At 47.2% G+C, this 21,612-nt stretch carries 21 protein-coding genes, 1 tRNA gene and 1 riboswitch; of the genes, 16 read left to right on the top strand and 6 right to left on the bottom strand.

Going from position 1 to position 21,612, the window contains the following annotated elements; translation table 11 throughout:
- The first annotated feature begins 33 nt into the window (after positions 1–33).
- From SPI9445_RS0106290 to queC, 3 genes are all read left to right on the top strand, one after another.
- Positions 34–408 (top strand): hypothetical protein, encoded by a 375-nt coding sequence (locus SPI9445_RS0106290; RefSeq protein ID WP_017303886.1) that lies wholly within the window; start codon positions 34–36, stop codon positions 406–408.
- Between the two features lie 246 nt (positions 409–654).
- Positions 655–1,245: a 3-isopropylmalate dehydratase small subunit gene (gene leuD / locus SPI9445_RS0106285; RefSeq protein ID WP_017303885.1), complete on the top strand. Its 591-nt coding sequence runs from the start codon at positions 655–657 to the stop codon at positions 1,243–1,245.
- 260 nt (positions 1,246–1,505) lie between these two features.
- Positions 1,506–2,171, top strand: a complete 666-nt coding sequence (queC, locus tag SPI9445_RS0106280) for a 7-cyano-7-deazaguanine synthase QueC (protein ID WP_272943226.1) — start codon at positions 1,506–1,508, stop codon at positions 2,169–2,171.
- Positions 2,172–2,177: 6 nt separating this feature from the next.
- Here queC and SPI9445_RS0106275 read toward each other — a convergent pair whose 3' ends face one another.
- Positions 2,178–2,510, bottom strand: a complete 333-nt coding sequence (locus SPI9445_RS0106275) for a hypothetical protein (RefSeq protein WP_164674475.1) — start codon at positions 2,508–2,510, stop codon at positions 2,178–2,180.
- A gap of 432 nt (positions 2,511–2,942) precedes the next feature.
- Positions 2,943–3,223, bottom strand: a riboswitch (cyclic di-AMP (ydaO/yuaA leader).
- A 403-nt stretch (positions 3,224–3,626) separates the two neighbouring features.
- Here SPI9445_RS0106275 and ftsH4 point away from each other — a divergent pair.
- Together ftsH4 and SPI9445_RS0106265 are read left to right on the top strand one after the other, a co-directional pair.
- On the top strand, positions 3,627–5,501 hold the full coding sequence (gene ftsH4 / locus SPI9445_RS0106270) for an ATP-dependent zinc metalloprotease FtsH4 (protein ID WP_017303882.1): 1,875 nt from the start codon (positions 3,627–3,629) through the stop codon (positions 5,499–5,501).
- 256 nt (positions 5,502–5,757) lie between these two features.
- Positions 5,758–6,132 (top strand): phage holin family protein, encoded by a 375-nt coding sequence (locus SPI9445_RS0106265; RefSeq protein ID WP_017303881.1) that lies wholly within the window; start codon positions 5,758–5,760, stop codon positions 6,130–6,132.
- Between the two features lie 10 nt (positions 6,133–6,142).
- Here the strand turns inward: SPI9445_RS0106265 and SPI9445_RS0106260 are convergent, their stop codons facing one another.
- Positions 6,143–6,967, bottom strand: a complete 825-nt coding sequence (locus tag SPI9445_RS0106260) for an HAD family hydrolase (protein WP_017303880.1) — start codon at positions 6,965–6,967, stop codon at positions 6,143–6,145.
- A gap of 13 nt (positions 6,968–6,980) precedes the next feature.
- Positions 6,981–7,052: transfer RNA gene (locus SPI9445_RS0106255), tRNA-Gln, on the bottom strand.
- Between the two features lie 187 nt (positions 7,053–7,239).
- On the opposite strand from SPI9445_RS0106255, the gene SPI9445_RS0106250 reads away from it, so the two are divergent.
- Complete coding sequence (locus SPI9445_RS0106250) at positions 7,240–8,040, top strand: class I SAM-dependent methyltransferase (protein WP_017303879.1); 801 nt, start codon at positions 7,240–7,242, stop codon at positions 8,038–8,040.
- A gap of 168 nt (positions 8,041–8,208) precedes the next feature.
- On the opposite strand, the gene SPI9445_RS0106245 is transcribed toward SPI9445_RS0106250, so the two are convergent.
- On the bottom strand, positions 8,209–9,864 hold the full coding sequence (locus tag SPI9445_RS0106245; RefSeq protein WP_017303878.1) for an ABC1 kinase family protein: 1,656 nt from the start codon (positions 9,862–9,864) through the stop codon (positions 8,209–8,211).
- Positions 9,865–10,115: 251 nt separating this feature from the next.
- Here SPI9445_RS0106245 and SPI9445_RS30870 point away from each other — a divergent pair, with 251 nt between their 5' ends.
- From SPI9445_RS30870 to SPI9445_RS0106230, 3 genes are all read left to right on the top strand, one after another.
- Complete coding sequence (locus SPI9445_RS30870; protein WP_017303877.1) at positions 10,116–10,829, top strand: hypothetical protein; 714 nt, start codon at positions 10,116–10,118, stop codon at positions 10,827–10,829.
- 91 nt (positions 10,830–10,920) lie between these two features.
- The gene (locus SPI9445_RS0106235; RefSeq protein ID WP_017303876.1) at positions 10,921–12,018 is read left to right on the top strand and encodes a DUF3326 domain-containing protein; all 1,098 of its coding nucleotides are present in this window, start codon (positions 10,921–10,923) and stop codon (positions 12,016–12,018) included.
- A 100-nt stretch (positions 12,019–12,118) separates the two neighbouring features.
- The gene (locus tag SPI9445_RS0106230) at positions 12,119–12,658 is read left to right on the top strand and encodes a CPBP family intramembrane glutamic endopeptidase (protein WP_017303875.1); all 540 of its coding nucleotides are present in this window, start codon (positions 12,119–12,121) and stop codon (positions 12,656–12,658) included.
- A 5-nt stretch (positions 12,659–12,663) separates the two neighbouring features.
- Here the strand turns inward: SPI9445_RS0106230 and sufR are convergent, their stop codons facing one another.
- Complete coding sequence (gene sufR, locus SPI9445_RS0106225) at positions 12,664–13,308, bottom strand: iron-sulfur cluster biosynthesis transcriptional regulator SufR (RefSeq protein ID WP_017303874.1); 645 nt, start codon at positions 13,306–13,308, stop codon at positions 12,664–12,666.
- Positions 13,309–13,584: 276 nt separating this feature from the next.
- Between sufR and sufB the strand changes: the two genes are divergently transcribed.
- From sufB to SPI9445_RS0106190, 6 genes are all read left to right on the top strand, one after another.
- Positions 13,585–15,027, top strand: coding sequence for a Fe-S cluster assembly protein SufB (gene sufB, locus SPI9445_RS0106215; protein WP_017303873.1), 1,443 nt, complete (start codon positions 13,585–13,587; stop codon positions 15,025–15,027).
- Between the two features lie 185 nt (positions 15,028–15,212).
- A complete protein-coding gene (gene sufC, locus SPI9445_RS0106210) occupies positions 15,213–16,004 on the top strand; it encodes a Fe-S cluster assembly ATPase SufC (RefSeq protein WP_017303872.1) in 792 nt (263 codons plus the stop codon).
- Positions 16,004–17,383 (top strand): Fe-S cluster assembly protein SufD, encoded by a 1,380-nt coding sequence (sufD, locus tag SPI9445_RS0106205; RefSeq protein ID WP_017303871.1) that lies wholly within the window; start codon positions 16,004–16,006, stop codon positions 17,381–17,383. Before sufC ends, sufD begins: the two co-directional genes overlap by 1 nt.
- A gap of 58 nt (positions 17,384–17,441) precedes the next feature.
- Positions 17,442–17,717, top strand: a complete 276-nt coding sequence (locus SPI9445_RS24545; RefSeq protein ID WP_052646626.1) for a hypothetical protein — start codon at positions 17,442–17,444, stop codon at positions 17,715–17,717.
- A gap of 12 nt (positions 17,718–17,729) precedes the next feature.
- Positions 17,730–18,251, top strand: a complete 522-nt coding sequence (locus tag SPI9445_RS0106195) for a hypothetical protein (protein ID WP_017303869.1) — start codon at positions 17,730–17,732, stop codon at positions 18,249–18,251.
- Between the two features lie 105 nt (positions 18,252–18,356).
- Positions 18,357–19,619 carry a SufS family cysteine desulfurase gene (locus SPI9445_RS0106190; RefSeq protein WP_017303868.1) on the top strand — a complete coding sequence of 421 codons (1,263 nt, stop codon included), beginning with the start codon at positions 18,357–18,359 and terminating at the stop codon, positions 19,617–19,619.
- A 97-nt stretch (positions 19,620–19,716) separates the two neighbouring features.
- Here SPI9445_RS0106190 and SPI9445_RS0106185 read toward each other — a convergent pair whose 3' ends face one another.
- The gene (locus tag SPI9445_RS0106185; RefSeq protein ID WP_017303867.1) at positions 19,717–20,781 is read right to left on the bottom strand and encodes a RuBisCO accumulation factor 1; all 1,065 of its coding nucleotides are present in this window, start codon (positions 20,779–20,781) and stop codon (positions 19,717–19,719) included.
- 242 nt (positions 20,782–21,023) lie between these two features.
- Here SPI9445_RS0106185 and SPI9445_RS24540 point away from each other — a divergent pair, with 242 nt between their 5' ends.
- Positions 21,024–21,497, top strand: a complete 474-nt coding sequence (locus tag SPI9445_RS24540) for a helix-turn-helix domain-containing protein (protein WP_017303866.1) — start codon at positions 21,024–21,026, stop codon at positions 21,495–21,497.
- The last annotated feature ends 115 nt before the right edge of the window (positions 21,498–21,612 follow it).

The following is a 21,612-nucleotide window of genomic DNA, read 5'->3' as shown; positions in this document are numbered from 1 at the left end:
TAATCCGTTACAACCAAGGAGTTTCCAACTTCTATGAAAATTTCTGCGATCGCCCTCAGTGCTATTTTAGGCCTAGCCACCCCCACCATTGCAGAGATGGTCGTCCCCAGTCCCGTCGTTGCTCAAAGTCGTTTACCCATTGGCACCTTCGAGAATGCTGAGTGGTCCGTCACCCTAGACTATTACAATAACGCCCTCAGCTATTACGGCCGCAATCGACGCACAGACAATGACATCTACCTCAGTGGAGCCAGCACAGGCGGGAATGCCCAACGACGAGTTTACACTTGGCATAATGGCAATATCCGCTATCAAGTCGCTTGGCAACCTGCTGATCCTAACGTAATTCGTTTACAAGTGGTAGATGGCAATGGACGCACTATCCTTAATACTCTCCTATATCGTTAAGATTGGAGATGGTACTGCACCCGAGAGGAGAAAACCGCCTCCGCTGTGCCATCCTCAGCCCGTGACTCCCCTTTTTATCAGGTGAACTACAGATTTCGACTTACTCTGGAAACATTGGGTTTTGTCCTGATGTTTCTTTCTGCTTTCCCGACACCCGCAAGATTGCCCGACTCCCATCGGACGACCCTAGGTAAACCTAGCCCAAGATTTGCGATAATGGGAACTGAATCTCAATAAATAGATCCTATGAGTGAAGTTAAAACCGTTTCAGGACGAGGAATTCCCCTCCAAGGTAATGATATTGATACAGACCGCATTATTCCGGCTCGTTTCCTGCGCTGTGTCACGTTTGACGGTTTGGGAGAACAGGCCTTTGCGGATGACCGTCAACAAATGCAGGGACAACATCCTTTTGATTTACCCCAATATCAAGGAGCTAATATTCTAGTTGTAAATGAAAACTTTGGTTGTGGTTCTTCCCGAGAACACGCCCCTCAAGCTTTATCAAAATGGGGAATTAAAGCCCTAATTGGTGAAAGTTTTGCCGAAATTTTCTTTGGTAATTGTGTGGCGATTGGCATTCCCTGCGTGACGGCTTCCCCTGAACAAGTTTCCCAGCTACAAGAGGCTTTAATGAACAATCCTCAAGGAATGCTCACCCTTGATTTAGAAGCGCTAGACGCTCGTTTTGATGGCTTAACGCTGAAGGTTGAAATGGGGGCTGGGCCGCAACAAATGCTCACCACGGGAACATGGGATAGTTGTGGGCAGTTAGTGGCGAATCGGGAGCAGATTCAGGCGACTACTGGTCAATTACCCTATCTCGCTTGGGCGTAACTAGGGTCTGCTGAATATCCCTCGAAGCAATTTTAATAGGTCTTTCGATTGGGAGCGAGAAACTGCAAGATTTTAGGGATAAATAATCAAAAAGGCTTGCCTTCATTCGTACAGTGCGGGGCTTCCCGACGATGAGCTAAATCCTCTGTTTCTATCCCTCTGGCGGTGATCGGTTGGGTTGCGCTGTCGCTCCACCTAACCGACAAAATGCTCCCCCTTAGAATTCCCCGTATTTTAGGATAAAATCAATTATTGTTGAGGTGTCGGGGGCATTAATGAAACGAGCGATTGTTTTACTATCGGGGGGGTTGGATTCTTCAACAACGGCAGCACAGGCGATCGCAGACGGGTATGAGGTGATGGCTCTTTCCTTTCGCTACGGGCAACGACACGAACGGGAATTACAAGCGGCTGAGGCGATCGCACAACATTTAGGCATTACAGAACACTACACAATTGACGTAAACTTAGCCCAGTGGGGGGGATCTTCCCTGACGGACTTCTCCCAAACACTACCGGAAGATGGGCCCCAAGCGGATGTTATCCCCTCGACTTATGTTCCGGGACGCAATACGGTTTTTATTGCGATCGCCCTTTCTCTGGCCGAAGCCAAGGAAGCAGAGGCCATTTTTCTGGGCATTAATGCGGTAGATTATTCTGGGTATCCCGACTGTCGCCCCGAATACCTCAGTGCCTATCAAACTTTAGCGAATCTGGCCTCTAAAGTCGGAGTAGAGGGGAAAGCGCCCCAACTCGTCGCCCCCCTCATCCATGATTCCAAAGTGGACATTGTGCGTCGTGCGGTAAAACTGGGGATTCCCCTAGAAAAAACTTGGTCTTGTTATGCGGGGGGAGAAACCCCTTGTGGTGTATGTGATTCTTGTCAAATCCGCGATCGCGCCCTCCAAGAAGCTGGGTTAAATTAGCCAAACTTATCCTTCTACCGGAAATTGCCATGTCTCAACACTACCATCAGGCAACTCCCAAAGATAATGGGACACTTCCCAATAACTTTTAGACGCACCGGAAAACGTTAAAACCGTCGTCACCAAAACTGGCCAAGTGGGATTAGGAGTAAGCGTCGTGACAAAAGACATCACCGTAAACCCCATAATAATGACTGAAAATATAGCCACTAAAGGCACAATAATTAAATCCATTACACGGAAACGATGTAATCGCTGGGCAATTTTGCGTAGATGATAGAGAATCGACTGGATTCGGCATGAGGTTGAAGAGAATCCATTATTTAATTTTCCGTACATAGTTAGAACCCTTGGGATAATAAAGACAATTTATTTCGCGCTAATCGAATCAATACAAGAACGACATCCCAAAACTTTTGACTAATTATTCTCTCGCAAGCGCTCAATAATTAGTGGGTTTTTGGTGGGTTTTCCCCTGTTCTGTTTCCGGAAGTCTGCAAAGAGACAAAGCCTTCCTCCCAACTTATCTCTAGAGAGGTTCTCCCAATGCAAAGATAAGCCGGATCAACAAGTCACCCCAGTTATAATCTCCACCAAGAGAGATCACCATGAGGCACTTCTAAGCCCTATCATCTATAGGTTGAATTATCTCAATTCAATCTATTGCTAGAACTTCCTTAACTAGAACAATCGATGAGTGATATTTACTGAACAAAAGTGGTTATTGATTGACAATGACCCCTCGACATCAGTAAATCAGCTTGTCTTTAATCGTCTTCTCTCAATGCTGACGGAGTTAGCTGACGGGCTAGGGTTGAGAGATTCCCTTCTGCCGTTTCTCTAGGGGTTGATTTATTGGGCTGTTGTTTTCTTGGGCTGTTGTTTTATTGGGTTAAAGTTGATCAGGTTTTACCAACCTATACGATTCAACCCATACCATTCAACCCATACCATTCAACCCATACCATTCAACCTATATTATTCGTCCTAGAGATGGCGTTACCAGATTAGCCCCGATTAAATCGGTTCCTCCGTTCCAGCTATAGGCGTTTGATTTACCTATTCCTAGTAGGGCAAAAACCCATGAAGCCGCCTTAAAACGACCTTACTGAAGCCTTGCACCTATCCTAGGACTGACTCCTATTTTGGAGCTAGCTGGATTAAGCTGACTCTTGTATCGATTTGGTTCGATTGTAACATAATAAAATTCAATCTGTCAACGGTATGGCAAGAATTTCAGCCAGATTTTTGTTACCTTTTTTCACAGTCTTAACAGTGCGTAAAACTGCCCCCATTCATCCCATCCTTAGCTGCTAAAAATAAGTATAAATGCTGAGAGGATGGGAAAACCGTACCCCACCCAACCGACTATTTTCTGTAAGAATAAAAAGGTAACGATTCATTACAGATTGTCTCCTGTGGAAAATTCAGATAAAAAACGGGATTTACCAAACGATGAGCATTAAAAACACCCCCCAACGCTCTTGGACGCGGTTAGTCGGCAATATTCTGTTACTGGCTGGGACAGGCTTTTTATTAATTAACCTTTTCTTCCCTCAACTCTTTGCCTCTAAACCGCCCCAAGTTCCCTATAGTCTCTTTATTGACCAGGTGAGTGATGGAGAAGTAGCCCGGGCTTATGTCACCCAAGACCAAATCCGGTATCAACTCAAAGGAGTGGAGGATAAACCGGGGGAAATCCTCGCCACGACTCCCATTTTTGACCTGCAATTACCCCAACGCTTAGAAGATAGCGGGGTAGAATTTGCGGCAGCCCCACCGAAAGGGAACAACTGGCTAGGCAGTATCCTAAGTTGGGTGATTCCGCCCCTAATTTTTGTCGGGATTTGGCAGTTTTTCCTAGGTCGGGGGGGTGGTGGCCCTCAAGGGGCGCTATCGATTAGTAAAAGCCGCGCCAAGGTCTATGTAGAAGATGATGCCACTAAGGTGACATTTGCGGATGTCGCGGGGGTGGAAGAGGCGAAAACCGAACTAGAGGAAATTGTGGAATTTCTGAAAAACCCCGAACGCTATTTAAACATTGGGGCGCGCATTCCCAAAGGGGTGTTATTAGTCGGGCCGCCGGGAACCGGGAAAACCTTACTGGCCAAGGCGGTAGCTGGGGAGGCTGGGGTTGCGTTCTTCAGTATTTCCGGTTCTGAGTTTGTGGAATTATTCGTCGGGGCTGGGGCTGCCCGGGTGCGAGATTTGTTTGAACAGGCGAAGAAAAAAGCGCCTTGTATTATCTTTATTGATGAATTAGATGCCATTGGTAAATCCCGGGCAAATGGGGGATTTATGGGGGGCAATGATGAACGGGAACAGACCTTAAACCAGTTGTTAACGGAAATGGACGGTTTCGCGGCCGGAGGGGCGACAGTGATTGTTTTGGCGGCCACCAACCGACCGGAAACCTTAGACCCGGCTTTGTTACGTCCCGGTCGTTTTGACCGTCAAGTGTTGGTAGACCGACCGGATTTAGGGGGACGGTTGAAGATTCTGGAAATCTATGCCCAGAAGGTGAAGATCGGAAATGATGTAGACTTAAAGGCGATCGCAACCAGAACCCCCGGTTTTGCAGGCGCTGATTTAGCCAACCTCGTCAATGAGGCCGCCTTACTCGCCGCCCGTAACCAACGAGAAACCGTCAGTCAAGCCGATTTTGCCGAAGCTATTGAGCGCGTTGTGGCCGGACTAGAGAAGAAAAGCCGCGTCCTCAATGATAAAGAGAAAAAAATCGTCGCCTATCACGAAGTTGGTCACGCCCTCGTCGGTGCAGCCCTCCCCGGTGGCGGAAAAGTCGCCAAAATCTCCATCGTGCCGCGAGGGATGGCCGCCCTAGGCTACACCTTACAAATGCCCACCGAGGACCGTTTCTTAATGAATGAGACGGAACTCCGGAATCAAATCGCCACCCTCCTCGGAGGACGTGCCGCCGAAGAGATTGTTTTCGGCAGCATCACCACCGGGGCCGCCAACGACCTCCAGCGGGCGACAGATTTGGCGGAACGCATGGTCACAACCTACGGCATGAGTAAGGTATTAGGCCCCTTAGCTTACGAAAAAGGCGGACAGAATAATTTCCTAGGCGATGGGATGATGAATCCCCGTCGTAATGTCAGCGATGCCACCGCTAAGGCCATTGATGAGGAAGTGAAAGAAATTGTCGAACAAGCGCACCAACACGCTTTACAAATTCTCGGCCAGAATCGGGACTTAATGGAAACTATTACCCAACAAATTCTAGAGTCGGAGGTGATTGAGGGAGAAACCCTCACCCAGTTGTTGGGACAAGTGGCTCATTCTGAGCTTGAAACCGTTACTGTATAGGGTTTTTGGAAAATATTTCCCCATCCGGCAACTTTTTGCCCTCGGTCTACGTCTTCATAGCTGGATAGTGTCCTAGTTAGTGGCTGGGTTTCACTGGGGAGGAACAGAAGTCTAACTTCTGTTCCTTTCTTTTTTCGGGAATATGGACTGGAAACCTTGCATCCTCATCACGTTGATTGAGTCGGGGTAGTTCATCAACTGGCAGACAGAAGCCTTTTGGTACAATGGGGATATTGTATCTGGAGGATTTTGACAGATGGGCGGCATTATTGCTTTTTTGGTGACAGCATTAGTCACCGCCTTTAGTTTATTAATTATCGCTCGGTTGCCCTTTGGGGTGGAAATCGAAAGCACAGAGAAAGCCATTACCGCAGGTCTAGTTCTAGGGCTACTCAATGGTCTGATTCGACCGATTTTAGCTTTCTTGACTTTCCCGATTACCCTCCTGACCTTGGGACTCTTTACCTTGATTCTCAATGCCTTGATGTTTGCCTTAGCGGCTAGCCTAATTAGTGGTTTCCGGCTTAGATTTGGCTTTTGGAGTGCATTGCTTGGGACAGTAGTAGTCAGTTTTCTCAACAATGTATTTTTACGATTTTTGGATTCAATTTTCCCCAACCTCGTGGGCTAAATTGTCGCGATTAATACCCCTGGCCCCATCCTGACCAATCTCCTCCAAACTGGTCTAAAGAGAGTAAATGAATGATCGGATCTTGGAGGGCTTGGGTGCGGGCGGGGGCGGTATTATAACCCCAATCGGCTAGGAATAATTGGATATTCTCTAGCCCTCCGTGGGTGATAACATCTTGTAAGGCTTTGAGACGGTCTTCCACAAACCATAAACAAGGTCTAGAGAGGGGGGCATCATGGATAAGTTGCCTCAAGGTTTCGTATTTGGGGCGCTTTACTTCTTTACCCAAAATTGAGGTGCTGGGAATCTCGATTCCTTGTTGACTCAGCAGACGCTGAACAAAACGCCCTTCTTTGGTGGTGACAATATAAAGTTGTGGGGTGTTTTGACTCAGGATGTGGCGTAATTTGTCCAACACACCGGGGTAAAACTCATGGAGACTCAGCCATTCCTCTAGATTCTCCTCAATCCAGCGATCGCGCACTTTATCCACACAATGGGCGATCGCCTGTTTATCCAAACGTTCCCCCGCGACGATCTCCCCCAAGACATCGGGCCAGTGTTGGAGAATCTCCTCATCCCCCCGTCCCAGCACCAAAGCCCGGAGCAATACAGGCATCTCCCAGCCCGTCTCAATCACCGGACGCAGACGATAAAACCGTGAGGCGTACTCCCCTAAAGGCTTAATTACAGGAACAGACCACAACTGCTCATAGGCGCGGCAGGTGGTTTGAAAATACTCCCGCAACCCATCACAAACTACACCATCAAAATCTAAGGCTAAAATATCAGGGGCCGAAATACCAAATTTTGATAAACCCACTTGACTTTTCATTTATTTTTTAAAACTGGGGTGCTAGGATTCGAACCTAGGAATGGCGGAACCAAAATCCGCTGCCGTACCACTTGGCTACACCCCATTGCGTGCTTGCCTTGATCATCATAGCAGATCCTTCCGGGATTGTGTCAAGATGTTGAAAAAATTTTTTTGGCCTAGGTGTGGGGAGCAATGAACCATCATGGTAGGTGGTGACATCCTCCCGACACCGACCCTACGGGTACAGTGCGGGGCTTCCCAACGATGAGCTAAAATTCCAGAAAAAACTAATGTCCAACGATTTTTTAGAGAAAGAACGACAATTTCACGATCAATGGGCTTCGACCATTGATGTGGACGGAATCCGAGTCCGGGACTACTTTGAAGCCTGTACAGCCCCAGAAAATCGCTTTATATTGCATCATTTGGGGGAGGTGCAGGGTAAAAAATTACTTGATCTCGGGTGTGGTGCTGGGGAGAACAGCGTCTATTTTGCTAAAAAAGGGGCGCATTGTGTCGCGGCGGACTATTCCCCCGGTATGGTAGAAGTGGCGCTGCACCTCGCGGCCAAAAACCACGTTTCCATAGAGGGATCTGTTGCAAATGCGATGGAACTCCCCTTTCCTGACGAGAGTTTTGATATTGTTTACGCGGCCAATTTATTGCACCATATCCCCAATCCAAAAATCGTTTTAGGGGAAATGCACCGCGTCTTAAAACCGGGGGGGAAAGCTTGTTTTTGGGATCCCCTAAAGCATAATCCGGTGATTAATGTGTACCGCCGCATGGCCACAGAAGTCCGCACGGAGGATGAAACGCCCTTAGATATCCAGATTGTGCAAACGGTGCGATCGCGCTTTACTCACGTTCAATATGATGCTTTTTGGTTAGCCAGTCTCTGGATTTTTCTACAATTTTATCTGATTGAAAAGGTCAACCCCAATCAGGAACGATACTGGAAAAAGATTATTTTAGAACAACAACGACTTAAGCCCCTTTACACTCGCTTAGAACGACTCGATCGAGTTTTGAAGAAATTGCCTTTCTTGAAACGAATGTGCTGGAATCTAGCCGTAGTTGCGACTAAATAGGACTTGCTGCATAACTCTACTCGTTGGGCTAGGGAACAGGGGAAATTCAGGTTTTTGCCCTCAAGTCTATTTAATTTGGTATAACCCGCTAAAAGCCCTAGTAACAGTGCTTGGAGGGATATTCAGCAGACCCTAAATAGGGCTTAGGGAGAAAGACTAATTTCTGTATTACTTCCAATAGCCCGAACGCAAAATACTAATAATTAACCATAACCCGAACAAAGTGGCCACCGTGAATAACACATCACTCAGTAACGCTAACTGACGGGTATGAGCGCCCGTAGAAATGATCGCTGCGCCCATAATTAAAGACCCCACCACAATACTAAAAGAAAGACGATTGGCTGAATCATCAATGCTGCGACGTAACCCGGACAATTCACGAATTCTTAGATTCCATTGGAGTGTTTCTGAACTTAGACGATCTAAAACCACTTCAAATTGTCGGGGACTTTGTAACGATAACGCCTTGATATCTAAAGCGGCTCTTAAAGCTGTTTGCAAGGGATTGTCCCCAAACAGTTGACGACTAAATAAATCCGTCATAAGGGGCTTGAATTCATTCAATAAATTGACTTCAGGGTTAAATCCTCGGGCAACTCCTTCCAAATTCGCTAGACTTTTGGCATAGAGGCCTAAATTTCCCGGCATTCTGATCTTATTCGCCCGAGCAATCTGCAAAATCTCATAAAAGGCCTCACTGAAATTGATTTGGGACAAGCTGACGTTATAATACTTACGCAGCATTTTTTCATAATCTTGTTCGAGTCGAGCAAGTTCCGTCAATTGGCTAGATTCTGAGAGGTCTAGGGTGAGTTGACTGCATCGTTTGGCATCAAGATCCACAATAGCTAATAAAACTTCGACCAGAATTTGCTGGGTGCGGGGGTCTAAACGGCCGACCATACCGCAGTCAATGAGAGCAACTTGATCACTTTTCAAGTAAAAAATGTTGCCGGGGTGAGGGTCGGCATGAAAAAAGCCATCCACAAACATCTGCTGGAAAAAAGCCCGGAATAACAGGGTGGTGATCTCTTCTCGTCGCTTCTGTTCTCCGTCTCGGCTATAATCGGCGGGGACGATGGGGGCTTCTAGAATGGGTTGACCTTCTAGCCATTCCATCACGAGGAGTTTTTTTGTGGTGAGATGGCGGTGAATACTGGGGATTACGAGGTCTTTCGGGTCGAACCAGCGCGTTTTTGAGAGGTTTTGGCGCAATTCTTCGGTATATTGGGCTTCTTTGGTAAAATCTAGTTCAGCTTGTAGGGCTTTGGTGAATTCTTCGGCGAGGGAGACGACATCATAATCCCGTCCTACCTCGGTGGCCCCGACTAATTCCGCGATCGCCTTGATCAAGGCCGTATCTTGAGCCACAATCGTCTCAATGCCCGGTCGCTGGACTTTCATCGCCACTTCTTGACCATCTTTGAGTGTAGCGCGATGAATTTGGGCAATGGAACCGGCGGCGATGGGATTGGTATTGATGGTAATAAAGACCTCTTCAATGGGTCGATGTAATTCCTGACGGATGACCTGTTCAATTTCCGACCAGTGAATGGTGGGGACTTTGGCTTGTAGTGCCGTGAGGGCTTCAATATAACGAGGGGGGAGTAGGTCAGGACGGGTACTGAGCAGTTGTCCGAGCTTGACATAAACCGGTCCAAGTTCGACCAAAATATTGCGTAGCACTTCTGGAGGGGGAATTTGCGGTTCATCGGCTTTCCCGACGGTTAAAATCCCGCGCATATAGTCCCAACCATTGCCTAGCACAATTTCTAGGATTTCCCGTTGTCGTGCGGTGTTTTGTGTCAGTGCAAGAACCATATTGTCTTTGAATGAAGAGGGTTAACTACAGAAGCGGAAAACTTAGCCAATTTTAGCCAAAATAACTCAAATTCTCAGAAATTTGCCGAGAATCAATCAAGATTGTTAGATTCAGATGGGTCATTCGTGGTGGAGTCCAATGTCTAACGGTAGCACAGGTTAAGAAGAGCGTAGTACGTCCGATGGCTTAAAATAAACCTAGGGTATCTTGATACTTTCCCCGAGCAAGATTGAGTTAACACGGAGAGACAATGGTTCAAGCACAAGAAAAAATCACTTATGATTTCACAGTGAATATTTTGTCAGGATCCATGAAAGATCGTCAGTTTACCGGATTTTTCACCTATGACTCTTCAGCACTCCAAGGAGAGGAAGAGGAAACCATCAAAGCAGAGGAAGTAGAATTTAATTATTTGAGCCAATACCGTCGCGAGAATGCAGGACCTGACCTTGTATTCAAGCGGGGAAACTTCCAGAAAATGGTTTGGGTCAATGGGAAACAAACGGAACGCTTTGGGTTTAATGGGGGGTTTAATCGAGGGCAGTTTGGCCGAGCGAGTGAGGTTTTTATCCGACAAGGAAAGGACTATTTTGGCTATCTTGATCGGTATACTTATGTTGATGGTGCGGGAGTTATCACCTATGTTAAACGGGATTCGGTGCTATTGGGCGATCGCCAGAATCCAGAATCTGGCGATGATCCCGAGGATTCCAAAACCATTACAGAAATTCCAAGCGCGGTATTGTTACGCGGCGAGAAGATATCGGGAAAGTTGCGAATTCGGGTGATTTCTCAAGGGTACAATCGGGAACTGAATGTGCAATTTCCCCGCAGTATCCGAGAAGTTGGGGCGCTTTATGTGGTGGATGAGGTGGAATTATCCAGCAATGGCAAGTTCTACCGTACTGTGGGTCAGATTCGCCGTCTGGTTTTACCGGAAAAGGATTCGCTTCCCTCTGTTTAGGGAAACGGGAAACCGAGGGAATTGGCGATCGCCAAAATCAAAAATCTGGCGATGATCCCGACGAGTCCAAAACCGTTCAGTTTAGAGGTTAATGACACAAACCGAAAAATTAGCCCATCTTGTACCGAATTTTGATAAAAAGTTTGTGAAACAACAACATCCATTAACGGCGGTTTTAATTGTACCAACTGGAGTCGGTGCATCGATTGGGGGCTATGCGGGGGATGCTCTACCTGTGGCGCGGGCAATGGCGGAAATTTGCGATCGCCTGATCACGCATCCCAATGTCCTCAACGGCGCACAACTCTACTGGTCTAGCCCCCATCTCTTCTATGTGGAAGGCTACGGTTTAGATCAATTTGCCCAAGGCCATTGGGGCCTGCAACCAGTTCATCAGAACCGTGTGGGCTTAATTTTAGACTCCGGCATAGAACCGGACCTGCAATTGCGCCATATTCAAGCCGCAGAAGCCACCAAAGCCACCCTAGGGCTGCCCGTGACCGATTACATCCTCACCGACGCTCCCCTAGGTGTAGAACTGCGCACAGCCCCTTCTGGTGCGAGTTGGGGAACCCTTGCCCGTCCCGACAGTCTTCTGCGGGCGGCGGAACAATTAATCCACCAAAGCCGAGTTAATGCGATCGCCGTTGTTGCCCGTTTCCCCGATGACCTCGAAAGCACCGCCCTGCAAAACTACCGCCACGGTTCAGGAGTAGACCCCCTCGCCGGAGCCGAAGCCGTCATTTCTCATCTGATTGTTCGCCAATTTAAAATCCCCTGCGCCCACGCCCCAGCCCTCTCCCCCCTGCCCCTAGACCCCCAACTCTCCCCCCGGGCAGCCGCCGAGGAGTTGGGTTATACCTTCCTGCCCTGTGTTTTAGTCGGCCTCGCCCGCGCCCCCCAATTCGTCACCGCAGGTCAAAACAGAACCCCCGAACAAATTTGGGCGGATCACGTCGATGCTATCGTAGTTCCAGCTAATGCTTGCGGGGGGGGTGCAACCCTCGCGTTGAGCCATACTCTCGTCATTGCTGTAGGGGCGAATGAGACTCGGATGCAAGTCCCCCCAGAACCGTTAGGAATTAAAGCCATTCGGGTTAACTCCTATCTAGAAGCCTTGGGCGTGTTAGCTTGTTACCGGGCTGGGATTGCTCCGACAGCCCTTTCCACGATTAATGATAAATTATAAAACTTCATCACTAGCTCTTGACTACTTCTCCCGAAAACTTGTGAATCACACTCAAAAACCAGATATAGAACCGTTAACTCGTACTCAAGTCCTTGTCGCAATGGGGGTGACAGCCCTTGTCTTGTTGGTCGTCTCTCGGGTTTGGCAATACTTGGGCAATGTGTCCCTAATGCCCATTCGGTTTAATGGGCAGAGTCTCGCCGTGGGGGTGGGGATAGCCCTTGGGATTAGCCTTCTCAGTAGCCTGATTTATCGCTTCTGGGAGCCTTACCGTCGCAGCGCTAACTTTTACCTTCAGTTAGTGCTAAAACCCCTCGTCTGGCCGGATTTAATTTGGTTGGGACTTCTGCCGGGATTAAGTGAAGAGTTACTGTTTCGGGGAGTGATGTTGCCCGCTTTCGGGGGGGCTTGGCTGGCTTTAATTATCTCTAGTCTGCTGTTTGGCATCTTACACATGAGTACACTACAACAGTGGCCCTATATGATTTGGGCCACGGTGATCGGGTGTGTGTTGGGCTATAGTGCGATCGCCACTCAAAACCTACTCGTGCCGATTGTGGCGCATATCATTACTAATTTCCTCTCCGGTTTTTTATGGAAGTTTACCCACTCGGGGGGAATGGGAAATCGGCAATCTTGACCAGTTCAACCCACCCTAACCAAATACCCACAACGATGTTCACCATCATTGAGCCAGTGGGTGCGCTCAATCGTACAATCGAGCAAAACCGCGCTGAACATCTCCAACTCGTGGCCGCAGACAGTGGGGAAAGACTCCGCCACCTCAGAAATGGCACAATGATGTTCCGCCAGAATATACCCGGTTTCCTCCCCCGCTTCCTCCAGAACGTGCAACTCTGCCATATAGCCCTCTTCTTGGCGCAATCTGACCAGTTTTTCTAGGCGTTCCCGTAAAGATCCTGAGCCAATGCGATCGCGATAGTCCGCCGCCTTCCGTTCCCACTGCTTCCGTAACACCACCCCCACCTGTTCTTCCCCCACCGTCTCCAACAGCGTATCCAGAAAAGAAACCGTAAACTCCCCGTAGCGATGGGGAAACTGTTCCTTCCCGCGACGACTCAAAAAATACTTATGCTGAGGCCGCCCCATCCCCACCTGAATCAATTCATGGTGGATAAACTGGGCCGCCTCCAAATCCTTCAAATGGCGGCGCGTCGCTTGGGGGCTAATCTCCAGCGCATCCGCTAGCTGTTGAGCCGTCGCGTGACCTTGCTTGAGGAGATAGCGCAGAATATCCTGTTTTGTGGAGGCTTGCTGAGTAGTGGTCATGATTTCGTGGTTGACTGAGCGTGATGGACTACAAAAAATCTTTCTAAAGAACTTTGACAACATCTTTGTTGTTAATGTAGCCTAAAGATAGTTAAACAACCAAGGTGTTGTTTAAATCTTTCCCCTCTATACTAGACCAAAGGACAAAGAGAGATACCCCCCAAGGGGATTTACTCCCACCCTATAGAGAACACGCTAAACCGAGCCGCTTTAACCGGAGTCCCCGTAAATTCTAATCGCCGTAAATTCAATCACTGAGAGAACACCAAAAGCCCAATGACTGCTACATCTGTTAAAACCTTAGTTAACCAGCCCTACAAATACGGTTTCATCACCGACATTGAGACTGACACCATCCCACGGGGGCTGAGTGAAGAAGTAGTCCGTCTCATCTCCGCCAAGAAAAACGAGCCGGAATTCATGCTGGAGTTTCGTCTGCGAGCCTATCGCCAATGGTTAAAGATGAGCGAACCCACTTGGGCGCACGTGGGCTATCCCCCCATTGATTATCAGAATATTATCTACTACTCTGCCCCAAAAACCAAAGGCGAAAAATTAAAAAGTCTGGATGAAGTCGATCCCGCCCTCCTCGAAACCTTTGAGAAACTAGGGATTCCCTTATCTGAACAGAAGCGCTTAAGTAATGTAGCCGTTGATGCCATCTTTGATAGTGTCTCAATTGCCACCACCTTTAAAGAAAAACTGGCAGAAGCGGGGGTGATTTTTTGTTCCATTTCCGAGGCCATCCATGAGCATCCCGAGTTAGTTAAAAAATACCTAGGCTCCGTGGTACCCGTGGGCGATAATTACTTTGCCGCCCTCAACTCCGCCGTGTTTAGTGATGGTTCCTTTGTGTATATTCCCAAAGGAGTCACCTGTCCTATGGAACTCTCGACCTATTTCCGCATTAATAACGGGGATACCGGGCAATTTGAACGGACGTTAATTGTGGCCGAAGAAGGGGCTTCTGTGAGCTATTTAGAAGGCTGTACCGCCCCCATGTATGACAGCAATCAACTCCATGCCGCCATCGTGGAATTAGTGGCCTTAGATAACGCCAGCATTAAATATTCTACCGTTCAAAACTGGTACGCTGGAGACGAAAACGGCAAGGGCGGAATTTATAATTTCGTCACCAAACGGGGCCTCTGTAAAGGAGTCAATTCTAAGATTTCTTGGACTCAAGTAGAAACCGGTTCCGCGATTACTTGGAAATACCCCAGTTGTGTGTTAGTTGGGGATAATTCTGTCGGGGAATTTTATTCCATTGCCCTAACCAACAACAAGCAACAAGCAGACACCGGAACTAAAATGGTGCATATTGGCAAAAACACCCGTAGCACGATTATTTCTAAGGGAATTTCCGCCGGAAACTCCCAAAATAGCTATCGGGGCTTAGTAAAAATGGGACCCAAAGCCGTGGGCGCACGGAACTATTCTCAGTGTGATTCCATGTTAATTGGGGACTGTGCCGAAGCGAATACGTTTCCCTATATCCAAGTGGAACACAATTCCGCTAAGGTGGAACATGAAGCCTCCACTTCTAAGATTGGGGAAGACCAATTATTCTATTTTGCTCAACGGGGAATTAGTGCAGAAGATGCTATTTCTATGTTGATTAGCGGTTTCTGTAAAGATGTCTTTAATCAATTGCCCATGGAATTTGCAGCAGAAGCGGATAAACTGTTGAGTCTCAAGCTAGAAGGAACTGTAGGTTAATGGCGCAAAATTAGAGCGGTTTTACTCTAATTTTTGGGGCATAGTCTTGTCTCCTTGATTGTTAAAAAATGACTTGACAAATTGTTTAAAGTTTGCTGTAAAGCCTTGGCTATTCCAGCAAATTGGCGGGAGGGAAAATAGAATGTTTTCTCTCTTCAAATCTCTTATTTTCATCCCATACCATCATGATTCAAGAAAATAGCCCAGTTATTTTATCGGTCAAAAACTTGACGGCAAGTGTAGACGGAACTCCGATCTTAAAAGGGGTTAATTTTGAAGTGAAAGCCGGGGAAATTCACGCCATTATGGGGCGCAATGGTTCAGGGAAAAGTACCTTTTCTAAGGTTTTAGCGGGACACCCTGACTATGAAGTAACCGGGGGAGAAATTATTTTTCAAGGGGAGAATATTCTAAACCTTGAAGCGGAAGAAAGAGCCTTACGGGGGATATTTTTAGCCTTCCAATATCCCTTAGAAATTCCGGGAGTGAGTAACTTAGATTTCCTGCGGGTGGCTTATAATGCCCGGCGGAAATATTTGGGACTCGAAGAGATAGATATGTTTGACTTTGAGGATTTGATTGAGGAAAAACTGGATGTGGTAAAAATGGATGCCAGTTTTTTGAGTCGGAGTCTCAATGAGGGCTTTTCTGGGGGAGAGAAAAAACGCAACGAAATCCTGCAAATGGCCTTGCTGGAGCATAAACTGGCCATTTTAGATGAGACAGATTCCGGGTTAGATATTGACGCGCTGAAGATTGTAGCAAACGGTGTGAATCAACTGGCTACCCCAGAGAATGCTACAGTTATGATTACGCACTATCAACGGCTGTTGAACTACGTCGAACCGGATTATGTTCATGTAATGCACGGGGGGCAAATTGTCACCAGTGGCGGTAAGGAGTTAGCGTTAGAGCTAGAGTCTCGGGGGTATGACTTCTTAGACGAAGAGGCAGCAGTTGCGGGGGTAGGCGGCTAATGTCTGTTCAATTGTCTCCCAGTCCGACTGTTTTAGTCAGTGAAGCTATGACGCACGATGAGTATTTAGGCGCTTTGTTACGACAAAGTGAAGGGCAACAAATCCGAATTCATGCGGAAATTGTAGGCTGGTTGCAGGAATTGCGCCAGAGGGCGGCTTATGATGCGGCACAGCAACGAATGCCGACGCGCCAAGATGAGGAATGGCGCTTTACGGATTTGTCGGAGTTGTTGGCGACTCCGTTTGTGAAGGCTCAGACGGTGGTTCCTCAACAAAGTGCGATCGCACCCCTTACCCTAAAAGAAGCGGCCCAGAGTCGTCTGGTGTTCGTTAATGGTTTATATTCGCCGGAACATTCCGACGTTTCGGCTTTACCAGAGGGGGTTTTTGTGGGGAATTTAGCCCAATTGCCCCTGGAAGATACCTATGAGGCTATTAAGTACATTGCCCATCATGAGGGGGAGCAGGAAGTGTTTACTGCCCTCAACAGTACAGGATTCCCCGATGTGGCGGTGATTTGGGCGAAAGCCAATGTAATTGTAGAAACGCCCATTCATCTGGTTTTTGTCACCAGTGTAGAAGAACATCCCACCTTTTGCTTACCGAGGGGTTTAATTGTGGCCGAAAAAGGGGCGAGTTTGACGGTATTAGAGCAGTATAGCGTCACGGCCGAAGATTGTAGCGATCGCCCCACCCAACACCCCTACTTCACCAACAGCGTGATGGAGGTATTTGTCGAAGAAAATGCCCGGGTGAATCATACCCTCCTGCAACGGGAATCGGGGGATGCTTTCCATATTTGTAAAACCGCCGTGGCTCAAAGTCGCAATAGCCATTACACCTGTAACACCTTACATCTGGGGGCGAAACTCTCTCGCCATAACTTAGATGTTTGGCAAAAAGGAGAACACACCGAAACCTATTTAAACGGGTTAACCTTAATTGGGCGAGATCAGATTTCTGATACTCATAGCGGGGTGTGGTTAAACTATCCTCACGGCACCACCAATCACCTCCATAAGTGCATTGTAGACCAGAAAGCCCATGCTATTTTTAGCGGCAAAGTAACGGTTCCCCAAAAGGCACAAGAAACCAATGCCGCCCAACTCAATCGCAATTTATTATTGTCTCCTAAAGCGCGAGTGGACACCAAACCCCAGTTACAAATCACGGCCGATAATGTGAAATGTACTCACGGCGCAACTATTAGTCAAATTGATGCCGATGAGCTATTTTATTTACAAAGTCGGGGCATTAATGCCGACAGTGCGCGGAATTTACTCCTTGATGCTTTTGCGGCGGAAATTTTAGATCGTTTGCCCTTGCCGTCATTGCGGAAAATGGTCGCTCAATGTGTTTCTTGTCGCACCTATGAGTAGGCAATAGGTTCGTTGTTGGGCTTTAGCCCCTGATGAATGGGGCTAAAGTTCGGTAATCTTGACCGTTGAAGCGAAAAATCAAGGAGGCTATTGGACAGCAGGTTCTAACCCTCGTGTAATTATTGTACCTTTAGGGATATCCACAAGTCCTATTACTCAAGTAGTTGACAAACTAGAAGAGAGCGACAAACCAAGACATTGTAAAGTCTTTAAAGCAATGGATGATTGTCAAAACGATATGCAGAAGGCCATCTATAGCGAACGTCAGTATATTTGGGATTATAGTAATTGGAGCTTTTTATATGATTACTTTGTAGATTTATTAGAGGATTAAAGGAGGTGAATCATGTCTTTGACAGACAAGCAAAGTCACTTAATAGATAGAGCTAAAAACGATTACTTAGAACAAGATGCTATTGAACAAGGAACTCAATTAGTCAAAGAGCAACTCTCAATTGATCAGAGGATAAGGATTAATTTTACTCAGTCAGAATTAGACAAAATGAGAGATTTAAAATTGAGTCTCAATTTAAGTCAGGAAACTTTAGTGGAGTCAGCTATTCAATATGTTTATTATTGTTTTGCTGATAATTTAGAAAGTCTCAACCCAATCATTGAAGATCATGCAAAAATCTATAACACTGAGTTAGAACAACTTAAGCCAGAAGGTTTACCCCGGAAGGAGCGCGATAAATTTGTGACTAAAATTCAACTATCACTTCCTATAGCTGATAAATTAGAAAAAATGGTCATGGAAGACAGAATTAATGAGTGTATATTTACAGGAGTCAATTTGCTGCATGAAAATCTAATCGAAAAGATTGAAGTAACACGACAGAAAAAACAGAATGGATTATCTAGTTATTGATGCTTTAGATTCACCTCCATTACGAGATTTAAGCAATGGCGAATGGGCTAAATATCAATAAAAACTTTCCCCTGATGTACAGTAAAACTTACCCTTAAACTCATTATGACCTTCTTACAAGAACAAACCCTAGCCGAGCAAATCCGCGCAGACTTTCCCCTGTTAGACCAACGAATCCATGATAAAGCCCTAATCTATTTCGACAGTGCGGCCACCTCACAAAAACCCTTAGCGGTGCTGAGTAAATTAGAGGAATACTATCGGGGGTATAATGCCAATGTCCACCGGGGGGCGCATACCTTAAGCACCCTAGCGACGGAGAATTATGAGGGGACAAGGGATAAAATCGCTCAGTTTATTAACGCAGGCGATCGCAATGAAATTGTTTACACCCGCAATGCTACAGAGGCCATTAATTTGGTCGCCTACAGTTGGGGACTCAATACCCTAAAACCGGGGGATGAGATTATCCTCTCGGTGATGGAACACCACAGTAATTTAGTCCCTTGGCAAATGATCGCCCAAAAAACTGGGGCTGTGATTAAACATATCGGTTTAACCTCGACTCAAGAACTGGATTTAGACCACTTTAAAACCCTACTTTCTGAGAAAACGAAACTGGTTTCTGTGGTTCACGTTTCCAATACTTTGGGCTGTATTAATCCCATTGAGGAAATTGTGCAACAAGCCCAGCAAGTGGGAGCGAAAGTGTTAATTGATGCTTGTCAAAGTGTTCCCCATTTACCCCTTGATGTCCAGGCCATTGGCTGTGATTGGTTGGTGGCCTCGGGTCATAAAATGTGCGCCCCGACGGGGATTGGTTTCCTCTATGGGAAATTAGAGGTTTTAGAGGCAATGCCGCCTTTTTTGGGGGGTGGGGAGATGATTCAGGATGTGTTTTTAGATCATTCCACCTACGCGGGATTACCCCATAAGTTTGAAGCAGGAACTCCGGCCATTGGGGAGGCGATCGCACTTGGGACCGCCATTGACTACTTAACCCACTTGGGTATGGAGCGCATCCACGCTTACGAAGAGGAATTAACCGCCCATTTATTCGCCAAATTAGCCGAAATTCCCGACCTCCAAACCTATGGCCCCCAACCCACCCCCGAGGGCAAAGGACGGGCAGCCCTAGCCGCCTTTAACGTGGCCGGATTGAATGCTAGCGACCTCTCCACGCTGTTGGATCATGAGGGGGTGGCTATCCGTTCAGGCCACCACTGCACCCAGCCCTTACATCGCCTCCTAGGGGTCACAGGGAGCGCTCGGGCGAGTCTCTATTTCTACAATACCCGGGCGGAGATTGACTGCTTTGTGGTGGCCTTGCAGGAAACCATCGACTTTTTCCGTAGTACGTTGGAGTGAATTAGATTGTTTCGCGGCCTTTTGTTGGGTTGCGCTTTTCCTATGCCTAACCTATGGATAATCGAGTGTTCGGGGATTTTTTAGGGGTGGAGAGGGGCTAATCATCCATTTGCCAGGGTTCTAAGAGGTTGCCCTCATCTAAAATGCTCTTGGGTCGGAGAATTAAGAGAACTTGACCTAAAATTTTATAGGCTGGGGGTTCGGGGAACCATTGCACTTGTAGGGTGTCGTCTTGTTCAATTAACCAGTAACTGTTTCCTTCCCAAGTTTGTTGTTGTCGATCAATGACGACTACGACGGGTTCGACTTTTTCGAGGGTGAGGTTAGGGAGGCGATCGCTTGGCCAAAGAATCGCGACGGGATCACTCGCTTTGAGGATGACTTGCCAGCCCGGAATGGGAACAACACTCATAGGCTGGGGTAACTCTACCACGCGGAAGGGTTCGAGGGCTTCTAGGGGGGCGACGGCGGCTAGGGCATCGGGGGGGAGGGGAAAGGTTCCGGCGACGGGAATAATGCGCGGTAACTCATCCTCAGCTTCTAAACGATAGACGGGCAGCAGAGGGGCGCGCTGCATGGGAACAACGGTAAAGTCGCTGAGGAGTTTTTCAATTTGCTGCCTTGCGCCGGGAGATTGGGCAAATTTAAGGCCTTGGGCAATGAGGCGCGATCGCTCTTGTAAATCTTTTTTCGCCCTCGCCCGTTTCCAACACTGATAAGCCACCGCATCCCCCGGATTGGGACTAAACCCATCGGGGGGGGTACTATAACGGGCAAAGTCTTGAATCGCCCGAGCAACGATATGGGCTTCATCCACATCTAAACCCTTCTCCATTGCCAGTTCTGCGGCCTTTAAACGCTGGGGTTGGGTCAAAACTCTAAATTCATATAACACATCGCTCCGGGGGCCTTGGCAGTAGCTGAGAAGGGCTTCTGATGCCTGTTCTTTGACCAAGCTTTCGTAGACTTGCCCGGCCACCTTCATCAAGTTTTGATAACTGGCTTCAATCCCCGTTTCCTCAAAAATCTGCTCAGGGGGATAGCCTGCTTGTTGTAGGGCATAGCAGCGCTGTCCCCAGTCTACCCAAGATCCCTCTCTGCGTCTGAGTTTTAACAGTAAATTTTGGGCTTCTTCTTCGGACATAGGATTAGGTTGAGACATAAAATCAGGATGAGCAGTAACATCAACTTTGCATCCCATTGATCTTAGCAACAATTGCCGTCGGTTTTTTCGGGACTCAGGGCGGGATGCTCTAGAGATATCCCCTTGTCTTCTCATGTTTATCTTGATCGTCGGAAGAAGACCCTCGATTTTATCGACGGGATGAATTACGACATATTACAACAGTATTCCCCGAATTGTAAAATTGTGCTATAATCTTACTAACAATGAGCAAGAATTGAATGCTTAACCTTACTTACAACTATAAGATAATTCCAACCAAAGAGCAGACAGAGAAGATCGAATTAAATTTAACTGTCTGCCAATCTGTTTGGAACTATGCTTTGGCTCAAAGAAAGCTTTGGTCTAACAGTCGTAGTTGTCAGGTTAACGCTTGCTCTATTCGTTCTGAATATATTGTTGCTCCCTTTGAATATCCTAACTACCCTACTCAATCTGCCAATCTAACCCAAGCTAAAAAGACTAACGATTTCCTTAAGTCTGGTAATGCCCAAGCGATGCAGCAAACATTGCGGAAATTGGATCGGGCGTTTAACGACATGAAAAGCAAGGGACTAGGTTTTCCTCGCTTCAAAAGGAACATGAAGTCTTTTAATTTAGTTAGTAGCAGACAGGTCAGAAAGAACTCTCTCAAAGGGTTCACTCTTGCTCTGAATGTGGCTACACCGTGGATCGGGATGTTGCTGCTTCAATGATAGTAAAACAGCGTGGATTAACTGCGGTCGGTGCGCCCGTGGTCAAACAGCCCAGTAATGGCGTTCTGTCGGGGACTTCGGTCTAGATAAGAGTCTATATGGGAATCCCTCGCTT

The sequence above is a fragment of the Spirulina subsalsa PCC 9445 genome (genome assembly GCF_000314005.1).
In the GTDB taxonomy this organism is placed as follows: Bacteria; Cyanobacteriota; Cyanobacteriia; order Cyanobacteriales; family Spirulinaceae; genus Spirulina_A; species Spirulina_A subsalsa.
This window is presented reverse-complemented; position numbering and strand designations above follow the sequence as displayed.